This window comes from Microvirgula aerodenitrificans DSM 15089 (genome assembly GCF_000620105.1).
Taxonomy (GTDB): Bacteria; Pseudomonadota; Gammaproteobacteria; order Burkholderiales; family Aquaspirillaceae; genus Microvirgula; species Microvirgula aerodenitrificans.
Genome location: NZ_JHVK01000002.1, coordinates 241,077 through 258,360 on the forward strand (window position 1 = coordinate 241,077; position 17,284 = coordinate 258,360).

The window sequence follows — 17,284 nt, forward strand, 5'->3', positions numbered from 1 at the left end:
CTGCGATGACAGTATGAACGGGACACATTAAAGCAGGTTTCGTGCCAGATGCAACCCGGCGTATCGGGCCAGCCAGCCCCCTGATTTTGCTGGGTTTTCAAACGCGACAAAAATCCGGCACAGCGAATGCCGCAGTGCCGGACGTGCCAACGGCAAATCTTGCCGCCCCGCTTTCCGGGCGGAGCCGGAACGACAACGCCCGGCGCAGGATGCGCCGGGCGTCATGCTGTCGCGGGCTGCGCGCGGCTAGCCGACCAGCAGTCGCGCGCTCTGGTAGAACACGAAGCTGACCACCCAGGCCAGGCCCAGCGACCACGCTACCGACAGCGTGGTGAAGCCGAAACTCTTCGACTCCTTGTAGATCGCGGCCACGGTGGCGACGCACGGCACATAGATCAGCGTGAACAGCATGAAGCTGTAGGCCGAGATCCAGTCGATGTGGCGGACGACCACGTCACCGAGGTTGTTCTCCTGCACGCCATAGATGACCGCCATCGAACCGAGCAGGATTTCCTTGGCGACAAAGCCGAACATCAGCGCCACCGCCAGCCGGTCCTCGATGCCGATCGGTGCCAGCAGCGGCCGGAAGAAGTGCCCCAGCGCTTCGGCAAAGGTCGGACCGTTCGCCCCGATATGGAAGGTGGTCAGCGCCCAGACCAGCACCACGCCGATCAGGATCATGGTCGATGCCAGCTTCAGGAACGCCCGCACTTCACCCCAGGCACGCAGCAGCAGATGGCGTGGCGTCGGCAGCCGGTACGGCGGAATTTCCAGCACGAACAGCTCGTGACTGTGGAAACCGCGCTTGAACAGCCAGGCCGACAGCATGGCGACGGCAAAGCTGACCAGGTACAGGCTGAACAGCACCCACGGCGCGGCCAGCGGCGAGAACATCGTGGTGGAGAAGAACAGGAATACCTGCAGCCGTGCCGAGCAGACCGAGAACGGGATGGTCAGCATCGACAGCAGCCGCATCTTGCGGTCGCGCATGATGCGCGTCCCCATGATGGCCGGCACATTGCAGCCGAAGCCCATCAGGTGCATGACGAAGCCGCGGCCGTCCAGGCCGAGCCGGCTCATCATTGCGTCCATCAGGAAGGCGGCGCGGGCCAGGTAGCCGGCATCCTCGACAATCGCCATCAGCACGAAGAACACGAACACCAGCGGCGCAAAGGTCAGCACCGTGGTCATGCCGGTCCAGACCCCGTCGAGCAGGAAGCCCGACAGCCAGGACGGCGCACCGGACAGCAGCGGGTCGAGCACCGCGCCGCGCAGGGCGCCCAGCCCCTCGTCCAGCCCGTCCTGGATCGGCGTACTGATCAGATAGGTCAGCTGGAACAGAATGGCCATCAGCACGAAGAACAGCGGCAGGCCCAGCCACGGATGCAGCAGCCAGCGATCGACCTTCTCGGTCGTGCTTTCGGACAGCCGGGGCGGCACATGGAAGGTGGCGTCGGCCAGCGCACGCTGCGCCAGCGACCAGGCGACGGCGTCGCTTTCGTCGGCCAGTTGCGGCGGCAGCACCGCATGACGGGCCTCGTCGCTGCCATTGGCCAGCCGGGCCAGCGCCTCCAGCACGGCCGGCCAGTTCTCGCCGCGCCGCGCGCTGGTCATCAGCACCGGCGCGCCCAGTTCCTTCGACAGCCGGGCCTCGTCGACGGTGATGCCGAGCTGGCGCGCCTCGTCCGACATGTTCAGCAGCACCAGCAAGGGCACGCCGGTCGCGCGCAGCTGCAGCGCCAGCCGCAGCTGCCGGTCGAGCTGGGTCGCATTGAGGATGACGACGAAGGCGTGAAAATCGCTGTCGGTCAGCATCTGCCGCACTACCGCCTCGTCCTCGGCATAGCCGGACAGGTCGTTGATGCCCGGCAGGTCGATCAGGTCGACCATGTGGCCGCCAAGCAGGATTTTGGCGCGGGCGATCTCGACCGTCAGTCCCGGCCAGTTGCCGACCCGTTGCGACAGCCCGGTCAGGCGGTTGAACAGCGTGGACTTGCCGGTATTCGGCAGACCGATCAGGGCGAAGCGCTTCATAGCGGCGTCACCTCGATCTGGCGCGCCACGTCACGGCGCAGGATCACGTCCGTGCAGCCGATACGGACCAGCAGCGGTCCGCCCAGTACCGCACGACGCACGACCTGGATATGGGCGCCGGTTTCGATACCGAAACAGCGCAGGCGGCCCGCTGCGTCCCGGGGAAGATTCAGCGCCGAGACCGCGGCCGGGGTGGCGGGGGCAAGCGCAACAAGCGATGACATGGCAATTCCGACAGAAAGAGGTGGGATGGGACACATTCTCATTATCAGCAAACACTGATGCAATCGTGTGACAGCCCGGAGTTGACCCCGGTCAAGCTTTGCAGGATGACGACCGCGCCGGCGCGTGGATGTCATCAGGCAATGCCACGCCCAATGACATCAACATTGCCGGATCGGTGCTAGACACGCACGACTGCATGCGGCCGGGCGTACTGCCAGATGCAGACCCCGAGCGCGACCAGGTAGAAGGCCAGAAAAATCAGTACGGCCAGCGCCACGCCATGGGTCAGCGCCAGCGACCAGCCAAAGGTCTTGGGAATGAAAAAACCGCCGAATGCCGCCATCACCGACGACACGTTCATGGCAGCCGTACCGGCACGGCTGCCGTCCGCATAAGCGGTATTCACGTCCAGTCCTTCACGCGCAGCCCGCCGGCCGGCCTCGATCAGGAACACTTTCGGCGCCATCTGGTAAGACGAGCCATTGCCCAGCCCGGCCGCGGTGAACAGCACCAGCGACACGCAGACAAAGGCAGTGAAATGCCCCGCGTCGCTGCTGGACGGCAGCGTCAGCAGCAGCGCCACCAGCGACAGCGCCATTACCGCATAGGCACCGCAGGTCACCACGCTGCCGGCAATCCGGTCGGACAGCCAGCCGCCGAACGGGCGCGCCAGAGCTGCCAGCATCGGGCCGACGAACAGGTAGCCGGTGACGTCCTCCAGCGGGAACATGCGACTGGTCAGCAGCGGGAAAGCGGCGGCGAAGCCAAGGAAAGTGCCATAGGTGCCCATGTACAGCAGGCACACATACCAGGTATGCGGGATGCGGATCACGTTCAACTGGTCGCGCGGCGTCAGCCGCACGCCGGCCATATTGTTGCCGTAGCGCCAGGCGGCCCAGGCCCCCAGCAGGATCAGCGGCACCCACATGAAACCGGCGTTCTGCAGCCACACCTGGCGCACTTCCTCGCCATGGCCCCAGATCTGCGGTGCGCCGGCCAGATGGCCGAACAGCGGCACGCTGATCGCCAGCGGAATCAGCAGTTGCGCGACCGAGACGCCAAGATTGCCGATGCCGGCATTCATCCCCAGTGCGTAGCCCTTGCGCGCGGCCGGAAAGAAAAAGCCGGTATGCGACAGGTGCGACGCCGAGGCACCGCCGCCGAAGCCGCACAGTGCCGCCATGGCGAACAGTACCCAGAACGGGGTGGAGATGTCCTGCACCACGAAGCCGACGCCGATCGCCGGCAACAGCAGGATCAGCGTGGACAGTGCCAGCCAGGTTGCGCCGCCGACCCAGGACCACACCATCGAGTAGACGATGCGCAGCATGGCGCCGAACAACGGCGGCGCCGCCACCAGCCAGAAGCGCTGGTCGTCGGACAGCTGGAAACCGACCGCCGGCAGATTGATGACGACAATGCTCCACATCATCCAGACATTGAAGTTCAGATGCAGGGCGAAAATGGAGCAGACCAGATTGCGGCGGGCGACGAAACGGCCGCGCGTCAGCCAGAAATCCAGGTTCTCGGGGTACCAGCGGGTCAGCGTCGCAGCCATGTCATCGGATGCCCTCGGCATTCATCAGCAATTGGATTCGCGCGATTGTCGTCGCACACGGGCAGATGCACCAGTCTTTCTCCGGATAAATGTCGCATTGCCGGACATGCACGGCTATCCCCTTGGCAAAGTCCCGGCTTTGCGTTCAGATACGCGCTTCTCCGCTTTCTGGCTGTTGCCCGTGTCCCTGCTGCATCGCGCGTCCTGTCTGCTGCTGTCCCTTCTTGCCGTGCCGGCCCTGTCCGCCCCCCTGCCCCCGCTGGGCCCGATCGATGCCGGCACGCTGGCGCTGTGGGTCGCGCCACTCGACGGCGGGCCGCCGGTCTACACCCATCGTGCCGACGCCGCGGTCAATCCGGCATCAACCATGAAGCTGGTCACCAGCTTTGCCGCCCTGGACACACTGGGCCCCGATTTCCACTGGCAGACCGGTCTGTACAGCAGTGCGCCGGTCAATGGCACCAGCCTGGCCGGCGATCTGTACTGGCGCGGCAACGGCGACCCGGCGTTCGATTTCGACGCCCTGGCCGACCTGACCGGACAACTGCGCGATCGCGGCATCCGCCGTATCGACGGCGCCCTGCTGCTGGACAAGTCGGCGTTCACCTCGCTGGGCAGCTCCAGCGAGCAGGACCCGGACGAAGGGCGCACCTATCAGGTCGGCCCGGACCCGCTGCTGACCCAGTACAAGACCGCCGCCGTCCGCCTGTACGCCGGCGACAGCGGCTGGCAGGTCGTGCTCGACCCGCCGCTGCGCGGCATCGACACCCGCAACCGGCTGACCCTGACCCCCGGCGCCTGCACCGGCGGTGTCGGCCGCCATGTCAGCGCCAGCGCGCAGGAACGCAATCTGGTGCTGAACGGCAAGGTACCGGCCGGCTGCGACGGCAGCGTGCTCTATGTGCCACTGCTCGACCACGACACCTTCCAGGCTGCCGCCTTCGACGCCGTCTGGCAGGAGCGCAGCGGTCAGACCGGACTGCCGGTGCGGCGCGGCAACGCGCCGGCCGATGCACGCCTGCTGGCCAGCCACGAATCCCCGCCGCTGTCCGAAGTGCTGGTCGGACTGAACCACTACAGCAACAACGTGATGGCACGTCAGGTGTTCCTGACCCTTGGCGCCAGCGACGGCAATGGCGGCGATACCGTGCGCAATGCCGAAGCCGCCGTCCGCGCGGCGCTGACCCGCCACGGCATCGACAGCCGCGCCTTCGTGTTCGAGAACGGCGCCGGTCTGTCGCGCCGCGAGCGGGTAACGGCCGGCGCCCTCGGCGAATTGCTGCGCGCCGCCCAGCGCGCGCCGTTCTGGGGGGAGTTTGCCGCCCTGCTGCCGCGCCCCGGAGGCGCCGGCACCCTGCACCAGCGCTTGCCGGCACTGGCCGGCCGCGCCCGCTTCAAGACCGGCACGCTGAATGACGTGCATGCCCTGGCCGGCTACCTGGATGCCGGAGGCCGCCGCTATGCGCTGGTCGCCATTGTCAATGCGTCGGGCATTCGCAACAGCGCACTTGATTCGCTAGTTGAACGCATCGCCGCCGCACTGGACGCACAGCAGGTTCAAGACCGCCCCGTCGCGGGCCGATAAGGCCGGAGCCGCCTTGCATTTCCGGCGGCAACCGCCATCGTTAACAGGGCGCCGGCCCTCTCCGGCCGGCATCCTGTTCAGCACACTGTAAGGAACGCCAATGCGGCGCCTGTTAAGCTTGTCACTGCTGTTGCTGCTGCCCTTGCTGGTGCAGGCGCAGAATGTGACCTGGTACATCAGCCCCGGACGTTCACTCGCCTTCATCAAGCCGGCGTGCAGCGAAGAAGACCTGCTGCGCGACTACGGCGACTGGAACGTGGAGCGAACCACCATCCCGCTCGACGGGGCATCCGTCCCCGCCACCGTGCTGTTTCCGCACGATGACGCCAAGCGCGTCGTCCTGCTCTGGCATGACGACGCCGCGCGCCGGCAACTGAAGGCGGCCATCCTGCGTGGCAACCATTCGTTCTGGCGTCTGCCCGGCAATGTGACGCTCGGCACTCCGTACCGCAAGCTGGTCGAAACCAATGCCCGGCCGGTCGGCGTCAGCGCCTTCGGCGAGCAGGGCGGCGTCCAGGTCAGCGACTGGCAGAACGGCCAGTTCGCGCGTTTCGGCCGCTTCCTGGATGTCCGACTCGACGGCTATCCGGCAGCCCCCGTCAACGGCAAGTCCCGGCCGCTGACCCACAATACGATCAACGAGATACGCGTTTTTTTCCCCGAACCCAAATAAGCGACCCCATGCAGCCCGTCACCCTGTACGCCACCGCCACCTGTCCCTACTGCCATCGCGCCGAGCAATTGCTGGCGCAGAAAGGCGTGGCCGATGTCACGCTGATCCGCGTCGACCTCGATGCCGACGCGCGCCAGCGCATGGTGACCGTGACCGGCCGCCGCACCGTGCCGCAGATCTTCGTCGGCGACACCCACGTCGGCGGCTACGACGACCTGGCCGCCCTCGAGCGCGCCGGCAAGCTGGACCTCCTGCTGGCCGGCGCCTGAACGCACGCGGCCCCCGTCCGGGCGTATTGGCATATCCGCCACAACAGCCTGTGCCGCGTGGCACTCGGCGCGGCTTTCTGCGATCATTCGCCCCAGTGTCAACTTACGTTTTCGAACGACTCAACGAAAGATCATCATGAGCGAACAGCAGGATCAGCTGGATCAGCAGCCCGTTTTCTCCATCGAAAAAATCTATGTCAAGGATCTGTCGCTCGAGATTCCCCATGCACCGGGCATCTTCCTTGAGCGCGCCCAGCCGGACATCGACATGCAGCTCGGCACCTCGGCCCAGCAGCTCGAAGACGGCATCTATGAAGTGTCGATCACCGTCACCGTGACCGCCAAGGCGGAAGAAAAGGTGATGTTCCTGGTCGAAGCCGGCCAGGCAGGCATCTTCCAGATCCGCAACGTCCCGGCAGAAGACCTCGAACCGATCCTCGGCGTCGCCTGCCCGAACATCCTGTTCCCGTACCTGCGCGAAACCGTGTCCGACATCGTCAACCGCGCCGGCTTCCCGCCGGTCCTGCTGTCGCCGATCAACTTCGACGCCCTCTTCGCCCAGCAGCGCGCCCAGACTGCCGAAGCGAGCAATGAAACCCACTAAGACCACCCGCGTCACCGGTATTGCCGGCCTGACCAGGTTGTCCCTGTTTGCCGTGCTGGCCCTGGTGGCCGGCGCGGTGCAGGCGCTGGAATTCCGGTCGGTCAAGGACACCGGCGTGGCGTTCTACGACTCGCCGAGCCTGGCCGGCCGCAAGCTGTTCCTGGTCAGCCGCTACTATCCGGTGGAAGTGCTGACCCGGCAGAACGAATGGGCGCGCATCCGCGATGCCAGCGGTGCGATTGCCTGGGTCCAGTACGCCAGCCTGTCGCCGACCCGCACCGTGGTGGTCACCGCGCCGGAAGCGGTGATCCGCACCAGCCCCGACGTCAAGTCGTCGGTGTCGTTCAAGGCGACCAGGGACGTGGCACTGCAACTGCTGGAGCCGCCGAAATCCGGCTGGGTGAAGGTCAGGCATCGTGATGGCGTCAGCGGTTACGCGCCGCTGGCCGCACTGTGGGGACTGTAATGACCGGACAGACCGCTTCCCGGCTGGCGGTACTGGGTGCTGGTGCCTGGGGCACCGCGCTCGCCATCGCCTTCTCCCGCCAGCAACCGACGGTACTGTGGGCACGCCATGAAGCCCAGGTTGCCGACATGGCGGCCCGGCGCGAAAACGCGCGCTACCTGCCTGGCGAACCGTTTCCCGATGCGCTGGCACTGACGTCGGACCTGGATGCAGCGCTCGAACATGCCGACCTGATCCTGATCGCCACGCCGATCGCCGGCCTGCGCGCCACGCTGACCGCCGTCTGCGAGCGCCGGCCGGTGCCGCCGCCGGTCCTGTGGGCCTGCAAGGGCTTCGAGGCCGACAGCGGCCTGCTGCCGCATCAGGTCGTCGCCGGCATCCTGCCGCCCGGCGTGCCCTATGGCGCGCTGTCCGGCCCGAGTTTTGCCCGTGAAGTCGCCCGGGGTCAGCCGACTGCCATCACGCTGGCCTCCGATGACAGCGCCTTCGCCATTGCCACTGCCGCCCGCCTGCACTGCCCGCGCTTCCGCGTCTACGCTAACGACGACCTGATCGGCGTCGAGGTCGGCGGTGCAGTCAAGAACGTCATGGCCATCGCGGCCGGCGTCAGCGACGGACTCGGCTTCGGTCACAATGCCCGCGCCGCACTGATTACCCGTGGTCTGTCTGAAATCACCCGGCTGGCCACCGCACTGGGCGGCAAGCCGGCCACGCTGATGGGACTGGCCGGGCTCGGCGATCTGCTGCTGACCACGACCGGCGACCTGTCGCGCAATCGCCAGGTCGGTCTGAAACTGGCCGAAGGCAAGCCGCTGGAGCAGGTATTGCTCGAGCTGGGCCATGTCGCCGAAGGCGTGCCGACCACGCGCGAAGTCCAGGCCAAGGCCGAGCGCCTCGGCGTCGACATGCCGATTACCGCCGCAGTCTGCGCGATGCTGTTCCATGGCAAGGCCCCGATGCAGGTCGTGGAAACCCTGCTCGGCCGGGCGCCAAAGGTCGAAAACCCCTGATGGACAATCTGAACGACGCCGCTTCCGCGGCGTCGTTTCCAGCAATGGTTTTCATCTGAGCGTCATCTGCGTCATCCACTCCGGCTGGGCTTCCAGCGCCAGCGCCACCTCGCTCCAGTCAAAACTCCCGCCGGTGTCCGGCAATCGTGCCGAGTACTGCACGACATCGAACGGGTCAGCCACCAGCACCGCCGGCGCGGTCAGTCCGGCGAACGGGTGTTCGACCACCATTACGCCATAGTCGCGATGGAAATCGCGCCCGCGCAGGGTCGACAGCAGCACCACGCCATGCCAGCCGCGCTGTGCCGCCACCCGCTTCAGCGTCAGCGGCGTATCCGCACTGACCACGATCAGCACCGGTGCCACCAGTGCCGGCGCACTCGCTGCTGGCACACTGCTCGCCACCAGTTCGTCGACCAGCCGCGCGCTGTCCTCCAGCTCGACCGACAGCACGGTCATGATCACCTTGATCCGGTCGCGGAAGCTCTCCAGCGAAATATCGTTGAAGTGCTCGTTGACCAGCATGAAGCCGGGCAACTGCATGCCGGCCTGCGGCAGATCACCGGTAACATGAACGGTATCGCTGCGGCAATACAGCAGATTGAGATTCACGGAACACCTCCCCTTATTCGCTCCGGTGCGATTTCAGTGTAGGCAGGCCGGGTTTCATCCCATCAGGGTGCTGGATGGACGGTAGCGAAAACGGCGGCGGATGACGCACCGCCCGATTGGCGGGTCGGTAACGTTCCCTCTTGCCCTGCGGCCAAACTGGATACATGATCCATATATGATTCATATATGGTGACCAGTATGGGTATTGTGAATATCGACGATGATCTGCACGACCAGTTGCGCAAGGCAAGCGCCGTATCGTGCCGATCGATCAATGCGCAGGCAGCGTTCTGGATCAAGGTGGGCCTGCTGTGCGAGATGGATCCGACGCTGAGTTTCAATGAAATCATTGCTCGCGAACTGCGCGCCGCCGGCGTCGAGGCGCAAGCGGTCAAGGTGGCGGCAACATGATCAAGCGACCGGAAGAAATTGCCCTGCTGGCGGAATCCGGCCGCTTGCTGGCCAGCGTGTTTGCCCGGCTGGATCAACTGGACCTGGCCGGCATGTCCACCCTGCAGGTCAATGATCTGGTCGACAGCTTCATCGTGAATGAACTTGGCGCACGGCCGGCCAGCAAGGGACAGTACGGCTACGCCTACGCCCTGAATGCCTCCCGCAACCATGTGGTCTGCCACGGCGTACCGGCCGCGACCGAGATCCTGCAAAGCGGGGATATCGTGAATTTCGACATCACGCTGGAGAAAAACGGTTATATCGCCGACTCCAGCAAGACCTGTCTTGTCGGAGAAGTGTCACCGCAGGCGAAGCGACTGGTGCAGGTGACCTGCGAAGCCATGTGGAAAGGCATCAGGGCCGTGCGTCCGGGTGCCAGACTGGGCGATATCGGCCACGCCATCGAGCGGCATGCGCGGCGGAACGGCTATTCGGTCGTCAGGGAATACTGCGGGCATGGCATCGGTCGGGACATGCACGAACCGCCCGAGGTACTGCACTGGGGAAAGCCGCACACCGGTCTGCTGCTGCAGGAGGGCATGGTGTTCACCATCGAACCGATGATCAACCAGGGCAGGCGTGACGTGGAAACCGAAAGCGATGGCTGGGCAGTGGTCACCTGCGACGGACAGCTGTCTGCCCAGTTCGAACATACCGTTGCCGTCACCCGCAACGGAGTCAGGGTCCTGACCCTGCGTGCCGGAGAAAAGGGGCCGGACTGAACTGACAAAGAGCCGTGGATGGCGGGGAAAACAAAAAAACGGCTGCCGGTGGATGTTCTCCATCGGCAGCCGTTGCAGCAAGGCGCTCCTCAGCGCGTGCGTACCAATTGCCAGGCACGACCGAGGTAGCCGACCGAACCGAACCCGCTCCACACATGAACCATGCGGGTGAACGGGAAGATCAGGAAGAAGGTCATGCCGAAGAAGATGTGCAGCTTGTACGCCAGGCTGACGCCGCGAATGTAACCGGCGGCACTGCTGTCGAAAGTCACGATGGCCTGGGCCCAGTCGCACAGCAGCAGCATGACGCTGCCGTCCATGTGATGACTGCTGGCGAAAATCGTCGACAGGCCGAGCAGCAGCGTGAACAGCAGCCACGGCAGCAGGATCCGGTCGCGCATCGGCGTGACCGCCAGCAGACGCTCATTGCCGAAGCGACGCACCAGCAGGATCAGCAGGCCGATCAGCGCCACGCCGCCCATCACGCCGCCGGCGACCATGGCGATCAGCTGCTTGGTCTCTGCCGCCATGAACGGCGCGTACAGCGCATGCGGCGTCAGCAGGCCGACCAGGTGACCGAAGAACACGCCGAGGATACCGACGTGGAACAGCGGGCTGCCGATGCGCAGCGCGCCACGGTGCAGCAACTGGCTGGAATCGGATTTCCAGGTGTATTGCTCGCGGTCGAAGCGGATCAGGCTGCCGAGCAGGAACACGGCCAGCGCAATGTACGGGTAAATCCCGAACAGGAAGTTGTGCAGGTAATCCATCATTCACTCCTCAGGGACGCGGGGTCGCCGCAGCGGCGGTCCGGCGGGGGTGGAAGTTCAGCGGGCTGACCCCGGACGGGTCGGCGGCGGGTTTAAGCAGTGGCTCGGTGCCATCCGCACCCGGTCCGAAGGTCTCCAGCATTTCATCCATGTCGCGAATCGGCGGCTCGGCCAGCGGCAGCGGCGCGACCGGCGACAGCTGCGCCAGCGCATCCAGTACACAGGCATACGGGCTGTCATTGCCGGCCAGCTTGCCGGCGACATAGGCCACCACATGCACGGCATCGCCCAGCAGCACGTCCGCTACGGCCGGCTCGACCACGCCGAGCAGTTCCAGGAACTGCGGCAGGTAGTCGGGCAGTTCGTCGACCGCCGGTTCGAGCCCGTGCTTGCGGTACTCTTCGATCAGGTCGACCATCGCCTGGCCGCGATCGCGGCTTTCGCCATGGATATGCTCGAACAGGTGCAGGCTGTGGACCGGCACGCGGTCGAAGGTGGCAACATAGGTCTCTTCGAGCTCGATCAGGTCGTGCCCGGCCAGGTGCGCAAACAGCGGGCGCAGCTGCGCCTTCACCGCCGGTTGCGCGTCCAGCACCGCATCGAGTTCCGGCAGCGCGTCGACCAGCTCGGCGCTCGGGTAGCTCAGCAGCGCGGACATCACGCGAAAGTGATCAGTCATGATTTCTCCCGTCCTCAGGCCGCATCGCGCTTCTTGCGCGACCTGGGCATATCGACATGGATCACCGAGCCCTTCTTGCGGCTGCCGAACAGGCTGGGTTCGGACACGCCATCCGAGCAGCCGTTGCCGAAGCTGAAGCCACAGGAGCCCTTCTCGTTGAAGCTGTCCTCGACGATTTCCTTGTGGCTGGACGGCACCACGAAACGGTCCTCGTAGTTGGCGATCGCCAGGGTCTGGTACATGTCATCGGCCATCGCCGGCGTCAGCCCGACCTGCTTCAGCACGGCGGTGTCGTCAACCTTGTCCACCGTCTTCGAGCGCATCCAGGCGCGCATCGCCAGCATGCGGTCGAGCGCACTCAGCACCGGTGCTTCCTTGCCGGCCGTCAGCAGGTTGGCCAGGTAGCGAACCGGAATCCGCAGGCTCTTGGTGTCCGGAATGATGCCGTTCATGCCCATCACGCCGGCTTCGGCCGCCGACTGGATCGGCGACAGCGGCGGGATGTACCAGACCATCGGCAGCGTGCGGTATTCGGGATGCAGCGGGAAGGCGATCTTCCACTCCATCGCCATCTTGTAGACCGGCGAGCGCCTGGCCGAGTCGATCCACGACTGCGGAATGCCCTGCTTCAGCGCTTCCTCGGCAATGCCGGGGGCGTTCGGGTCAAGGAAGCAGCCCAGTTGCGCCTCGTACAGATCCTGTTCGTCCTCGACCGAGGCGGCGGCTTCGATCCTGTCGGCGTCGTACAGCACCACGCCCAGATAACGGATGCGGCCGACACAGGTTTCCGAGCACACCGTCGGCTGACCCGCTTCGATGCGCGGATAGCAGAACGTGCACTTCTCGGCCTTGCCGCTCTTCCAGTTGAAGTAGATCTTCTTGTACGGGCAGCCGGACACGCACATGCGCCAGCCACGGCACTTGTCCTGGTCGACCAGCACGATGCCGTCGTCCTCGCGCTTGTACACCGAGCCGGACGGGCAGCTGGCCACGCAGGCCGGATTCAGACAGTGTTCGCACAGCCGCGGCAGATACATCATGAACGTGTTCTCGAAGGTCGAGTACATGTCCTTCTGCACCCCTTCGAACAGCGCGTCCTTGCTGCGCTTGGCGAACTCGCCGCCAAGGTCGTCTTCCCAGTTCGGGCCCCACTCGATCTTGTCCATCTTCTTGCCGGTAATGACCGACACCGGACGTGCGGTGGGCGGCGTTTCCGACAGCGGCGCGTTCTGCAGCCGCTCGTAGTCGTAGGTGAACGGCTCGTAGTAGTCGTCGATCTCGGGCAGATTCGGGTTGGCGAAAATATTGGCCAGGATCTTCAGCTTGCCGCCCTGACGCGGCTCGATGCGGCCATCGTCGCGGCGGCGCCAGCCACCCTGCCATTTTTCCTGGTTTTCCCATTCTTTCGGATAACCGATGCCGGGCTTGGTTTCGACGTTGTTGAACCAGGCGTATTCGACGCCGTCGCGGCTGGTCCAGACATTCTTGCAGGTGACCGAACAGGTGTGGCAACCGATGCACTTGTCCAGGTTCAGCACCATGCCGATTTGGGCTCTGATCTTCATTTGCGATTCCTTGTACGGAAGGGCGTCAAGGGGCGCCGGTACGTATGCACAGTGTGCAGTCCGGCGGCGCCCGCCACCATTCGCCGCTCGCGCTAGTCCTTCCGGGACTCCTGTCCGCCGGAAGAACTAGTCGCGATCAGGCGGCGGTCAGGCCTCTTCCTTGAGCGGGCCTTCCAGCCAGTCGACGTTCTTCATCTTGCGCACCACGACAAACTCGTCGCGGTTGGCGCCGACCGTGCCGTAGTAGTTGAAGCCGTAGCTGAGCTGGGCATAGCCACCGATCATGTGCGTCGGCTTGGTCACCGTGCGCGTCACCGAGTTGTGAATGCCGCCACGCTTGCCGCTGACCTCCGCCCCCGGCACGTTCACGATCTTTTCCTGGGCGTGGTACATCAGCGTCATGCCTTCCGGCACGCGCTGGCTCACCACCGCACGGGCCGTCAGCGTGCCGTTGGCGTTGAACACCTCGATCCAGTCGTTGTCGACGATGCCGGCCTTGCGCGCATCGACCTCGGACACCCACACGTGCGGGCCACCGCGCGACAGCGTCAGCATGCGCAGGTTGTCGGAGTAGGTGCTGTGGATGCCCCACTTCTGGTGCGGCGTGATGAAGTTCAGCACGATCTCCGGATTGCCGTTGCCATGCTGGCCCAGCACCGAACGCGTGGTCTTCAGGTCGATGGCCGGCTTGTAGACGCAGAAGCCCTCGCCGAAATCACGCATCCACTTGTGATCCTGGTAGAACTGCTGGCGACCGGTCAGCGTGCGCCACGGGATGTACTCGTGGACGTTGGTATAGCCGGCGTTGTAGCTGACCTCCTCGCTTTCCAGACCGGACCAGGTCGGCGACGAGATGATCTTGCGCGGCTGTGCCTGCACATCGCGGAAGCGGATCGAATCGTGTTCGCGACCGATGGCCAGGTGGGTATGGTCGCGACCGGTGATCTTGCTCAGCGCATCCCAGGCCTTGACCGCGACATGGCCGTTGGTTTCCGGCGCCAGCGACAGAATCATCTCGGCGGCGTCGATGGCCGTATCCAGCCGCGGCTGGCCTTGCGACACACCCGGCTCGGTCACGGTCTTGTTGATGCCGCGCAGGATGTCGATCTCGTGACCGGTCTTCCAGGCAATGCCCTTGCCGCCGTTGCCGACCTTCTCCAGCAGCGGGCCGATGGAGGTGAACTTGCGGTGGATGTCGCCGTAGTTGCGCTCGACCACCGTCATCGCCGGCATGGTCTTGCCCGGCACCGGTTCGCACTCGCCGAGCTTCCAGTCCTTCGGATCGAAGGCCTGGCCCAGTTCCTGCGGCGTGTCGTGCATCAGCGGCGTCAGCACCAGATCCTTGCGGGTACCGATATAGTCACCGGCCAGTTCGCTGAACTTGGCGGCGATGCCCTTGTAGATTTCCCAGTCGCTCTTCGACTGCCACAGCGGCTGCACTGCTTCCGACAGCGGATGGATGAACGGGTGCATGTCGGACGTGTTCAGATCGTCCTTCTCGTACCAGGTAGCGGTCGGCAGCACGATGTCGGCGTACAGACAGGTGGTCGACATGCGGAAGTCGAGCACCACCAGCAGGTCGAGCTTGCCTTCCGGCGCCGGGCGGACCTTGATGTCGTGCGGCTTGATGCAGTCGGCCTCGTTGCTGAGCACCGCGTTCTGCGTACCGAGCAGATACTTCAGGAAATACTCGTGCCCCTTGCCGCTGGAACCGAGAATGTTCGAGCGCCAGACAAACAGGTTGCGCGGGAAGTTCTGCGGATCGTCCGGATCATGGCAGGCCATGTCCAGGCTGCCGTTCTTGAGCCGGTCGACCGCATACGCGATCGGGTCGCGACCGGCGGCCTCGGCGGCGGCAGTCACGTCGAGCGGGTTGGCGGACAACTGCGGCGCACTCGGCAGCCAGCCCATGCGTTCGGCCTTGGCGTTGTAGTCGATCAGTGTCATCGACTGCATCTCGCCACCGGCGGTCGGCGCAAGGATTTCATTCACGCCGAGTTTTTCGTGCCGCCACTGGCCGGTATGGGCATAGAAGAAGCTGGTGCCGTTCATCTGCCGCGACGGACGGTGCCAGTCGGCGCCGAACGCCAGCGGGGCCCAGCCGGTCTGCGGGCGCAGCTTTTCCTGGCCGACATAGTGGGCCCAGCCGCCACCGGACTGGCCGACGCAACCGCACATCACCAGCAGGTTGATGATGCCGCGGTAGGTCATGTCCATGTGGTACCAGTGGTTCAGACCGGCGCCAACGATGACCATGCTCTTGCCATGGGTACGATCGGCGTTGTCGGCGAACTCGCGCGCCACCTGGATCACCAGTTGCGGATCGACACCGGTGTGCTTTTGCTGCCAGGCCGGGGTGTACGGTACGTCGTCCTGATAGCTCAGCGCTACATTGCCGCCGCCAAAGCCGCGGTCGATGCCATAGTTGGCCAGCATCAGGTCATAGACGGTCGCAACCAGCGCTTCTTCGCCATCGGCCAGGCGCAGCTTGCGCACCGGCACATTGCGTTCGAGCAGTTCTTCATGTTCGCTGCCGAAATACGGGAAGGACACCGCCACCATGTCGTCGCGGCCGTGTTCCAGCGACAGCAGCGGATCGATATCGCGCGGCGTGCCGCCATCCCTCATTTCCAGGTTCCAGCGGCCGACCTTGTCGCCGCTTTCGCCCCAGCGGAAACCGATCGAGCCGTTCGGCGCGACGATTTCGCCGCTGCGCTCGTCAAAGCACAGCGTCTTCCATTCCGGGTTGTTGTCCTCGCCCAGGTTGCCGTCCAGATTCGACGCGCGCAGGAAGTATCCCGGGATCAGTTTGCCGTCCTTTTCCTCGATGCGGACCAGCATCGGGAAGTCGGTGTACTGCTTGCCGTAATCGCGGAAATATTCGCTCTTGCCGGTCTTGTGGAATTCGTTCAGCACCACATGGCCCATTGCCAGCGCCAGCGCGGCGTCGGTGCCCTGCTTCGGCGCCAGCCAGATGTCGCCGAATTTGACCATTTCGCCGAAGTCGGAGCTGACGGCGACCGTCTTGGTGCCCTTGTAGCGGACTTCGGTATAGAAGTGCGCATCCGGCGTCCGCGTCATCGGAACGTTGGAACCCCAGACCATCAGGTAGGTACTGTTGTACCAGTCGGCCGATTCGGCCACGTCGGTCTGCTCGCCCCAGACCTGCGGGCTGGCCGGCGGCAGGTCGCAGTACCAGTCGTAGAACGACAGCGGCACGCCGCCGATCAGCGACAGGTAACGCGAACCGGACGCATACGACACCATCGACATGGCCGGAATCGGCGAGAAGCCGATCACCCGGTCAGGACCGAAGCGCTTGACGGTAAACGCGTTGGCGGCAGCGATGATCTCGTTGGTTTCTTCCCAGTTCGAGCGCACGAAGCCACCCAGGCCGCGTACCTGCTTGTAGGTCTTGCTCTTGGCCGGGTCCTGGCTGATCGCCTCCCAGGCTTCGATCGGTCCCATGGTCTTGCGTGCCTCGCGCCACAGTCGCGCCAGGCGACCACGGATCATCGGGTGCTTGACCCGTTGTGCCGAGTACACATACCAGGAATACGACGCACCGCGCGGACAGCCGCGCGGCTCATGGTTCGGCAGGTCGGGACGGGTACGCGGGTAGTCGGTCTGCTGGGTTTCCCAGGTAATCAGGCCGTTCTTGACGTATACCTTCCACGAACAGGAGCCGGTGCAGTTCACGCCATGGGTCGAGCGCACGATCTTGTCGTGCTGCCAGCGGCTGCGATATCCGTTTTCCCAGGTCCGGTCTTCGTCGACGACGGCGCCGTGACCATTGGAAAAGGTGCTTTTTGTTTTGCTGAGGAACTTCAGCCGGTCGAGAAAGTGACTCATCTTGCCTCCGTGCGCATTCGCCGAACGACACCGCCACAGCAGGCCGTCCAATGACTTTGATGACGAACAGAAGGCTACGCGGGCCGGGCGCCAGCGATAACTGGCCGGACGGTGGTCCGGGCCAAGGCAAGAGAACTAAACGGGACTAGACCGAAAGAGCTATGGCATGCGGTCTGCCCATGGCGGGCATGGCAAAAGGAGGTCCCC

16 protein-coding genes are annotated in these 17,284 nt (G+C 64.7%); 8 read left to right on the plus strand and 8 right to left on the minus strand.

Annotated elements, in window-relative coordinates:
* Nucleotides 1-246: 246 nt before the first annotated feature.
* The 3 genes from feoB to Q352_RS0102945 form a co-directional block, all read right to left on the minus strand.
* Nucleotides 247-2,034, minus strand: coding sequence for a ferrous iron transport protein B (gene feoB, locus Q352_RS0102935; RefSeq protein ID WP_028498055.1), 1,788 nt, complete (start codon nt 2,032-2,034; stop codon nt 247-249).
* Nucleotides 2,031-2,258 carry a FeoA family protein gene (locus tag Q352_RS23705; protein ID WP_028498056.1) on the minus strand — a complete coding sequence of 76 codons (228 nt, stop codon included), beginning with the start codon at nt 2,256-2,258 and terminating at the stop codon, nt 2,031-2,033. Before Q352_RS23705 ends, feoB begins: the two co-directional genes overlap by 4 nt.
* 179 nt (nt 2,259-2,437) lie before the next feature.
* Nucleotides 2,438-3,817 (minus strand): MFS transporter, encoded by a 1,380-nt coding sequence (locus Q352_RS0102945; protein WP_028498057.1) that lies wholly within the window; start codon nt 3,815-3,817, stop codon nt 2,438-2,440.
* A 181-nt stretch (nt 3,818-3,998) separates the two neighbouring features.
* Between Q352_RS0102945 and dacB the strand changes: the two genes are divergently transcribed.
* The 6 genes from dacB to Q352_RS0102975 all read left to right on the plus strand — a co-directional run bounded on the left by dacB (nt 3,999) and on the right by Q352_RS0102975 (nt 8,424).
* Nucleotides 3,999-5,402: a D-alanyl-D-alanine carboxypeptidase/D-alanyl-D-alanine endopeptidase gene (gene dacB, locus Q352_RS19585; protein WP_233495156.1), complete on the plus strand. Its 1,404-nt coding sequence runs from the start codon at nt 3,999-4,001 to the stop codon at nt 5,400-5,402.
* 100 nt (nt 5,403-5,502) lie between these two features.
* Nucleotides 5,503-6,075, plus strand: a complete 573-nt coding sequence (locus Q352_RS0102955; RefSeq protein ID WP_028498058.1) for a hypothetical protein — start codon at nt 5,503-5,505, stop codon at nt 6,073-6,075.
* 8 nt (nt 6,076-6,083) lie between these two features.
* Nucleotides 6,084-6,344, plus strand: coding sequence for a glutaredoxin 3 (grxC, locus tag Q352_RS0102960; protein WP_028498059.1), 261 nt, complete (start codon nt 6,084-6,086; stop codon nt 6,342-6,344).
* A 136-nt stretch (nt 6,345-6,480) separates the two neighbouring features.
* On the plus strand, nt 6,481-6,948 hold the full coding sequence (gene secB, locus Q352_RS0102965; protein WP_028498060.1) for a protein-export chaperone SecB: 468 nt from the start codon (nt 6,481-6,483) through the stop codon (nt 6,946-6,948).
* The gene (locus Q352_RS0102970; RefSeq protein ID WP_084299795.1) at nt 6,935-7,414 is read left to right on the plus strand and encodes an SH3 domain-containing protein; all 480 of its coding nucleotides are present in this window, start codon (nt 6,935-6,937) and stop codon (nt 7,412-7,414) included. The genes secB and Q352_RS0102970 overlap by 14 nt, the downstream gene beginning before the upstream one ends.
* The gene (locus Q352_RS0102975; protein ID WP_036385098.1) at nt 7,414-8,424 is read left to right on the plus strand and encodes an NAD(P)H-dependent glycerol-3-phosphate dehydrogenase; all 1,011 of its coding nucleotides are present in this window, start codon (nt 7,414-7,416) and stop codon (nt 8,422-8,424) included. Before Q352_RS0102970 ends, Q352_RS0102975 begins: the two co-directional genes overlap by 1 nt.
* Before the next feature lie 51 nt (nt 8,425-8,475).
* Here Q352_RS0102975 and Q352_RS0102980 read toward each other — a convergent pair whose 3' ends face one another.
* On the minus strand, nt 8,476-9,036 hold the full coding sequence (locus tag Q352_RS0102980; RefSeq protein ID WP_028498063.1) for a thioredoxin domain-containing protein: 561 nt from the start codon (nt 9,034-9,036) through the stop codon (nt 8,476-8,478).
* Between the two features lie 186 nt (nt 9,037-9,222).
* Between Q352_RS0102980 and Q352_RS0102985 the strand changes: the two genes are divergently transcribed.
* Entirely contained in the window at nt 9,223-9,447 is a 225-nt protein-coding gene (locus Q352_RS0102985) for a ParD-like family protein (RefSeq protein ID WP_234413001.1), read from the plus strand.
* Entirely contained in the window at nt 9,444-10,211 is a 768-nt protein-coding gene (gene map / locus Q352_RS0102990; protein ID WP_028498065.1) for a type I methionyl aminopeptidase, read from the plus strand. Before Q352_RS0102985 ends, map begins: the two co-directional genes overlap by 4 nt.
* A gap of 89 nt (nt 10,212-10,300) precedes the next feature.
* On the opposite strand, the gene narI is transcribed toward map, so the two are convergent.
* The 4 genes from narI to Q352_RS0103010 form a co-directional block, all read right to left on the minus strand.
* Nucleotides 10,301-10,981 (minus strand): respiratory nitrate reductase subunit gamma, encoded by a 681-nt coding sequence (gene narI / locus Q352_RS0102995; protein ID WP_028498066.1) that lies wholly within the window; start codon nt 10,979-10,981, stop codon nt 10,301-10,303.
* A 10-nt stretch (nt 10,982-10,991) separates the two neighbouring features.
* On the minus strand, nt 10,992-11,660 hold the full coding sequence (gene narJ / locus Q352_RS0103000; protein WP_028498067.1) for a nitrate reductase molybdenum cofactor assembly chaperone: 669 nt from the start codon (nt 11,658-11,660) through the stop codon (nt 10,992-10,994).
* Between the two features lie 14 nt (nt 11,661-11,674).
* Nucleotides 11,675-13,225, minus strand: coding sequence for a nitrate reductase subunit beta (gene narH, locus Q352_RS0103005; protein WP_028498068.1), 1,551 nt, complete (start codon nt 13,223-13,225; stop codon nt 11,675-11,677).
* Between the two features lie 147 nt (nt 13,226-13,372).
* Nucleotides 13,373-17,077 (minus strand): nitrate reductase subunit alpha, encoded by a 3,705-nt coding sequence (locus Q352_RS0103010; protein ID WP_028498069.1) that lies wholly within the window; start codon nt 17,075-17,077, stop codon nt 13,373-13,375.
* Nucleotides 17,078-17,284 lie beyond the last annotated feature (207 nt).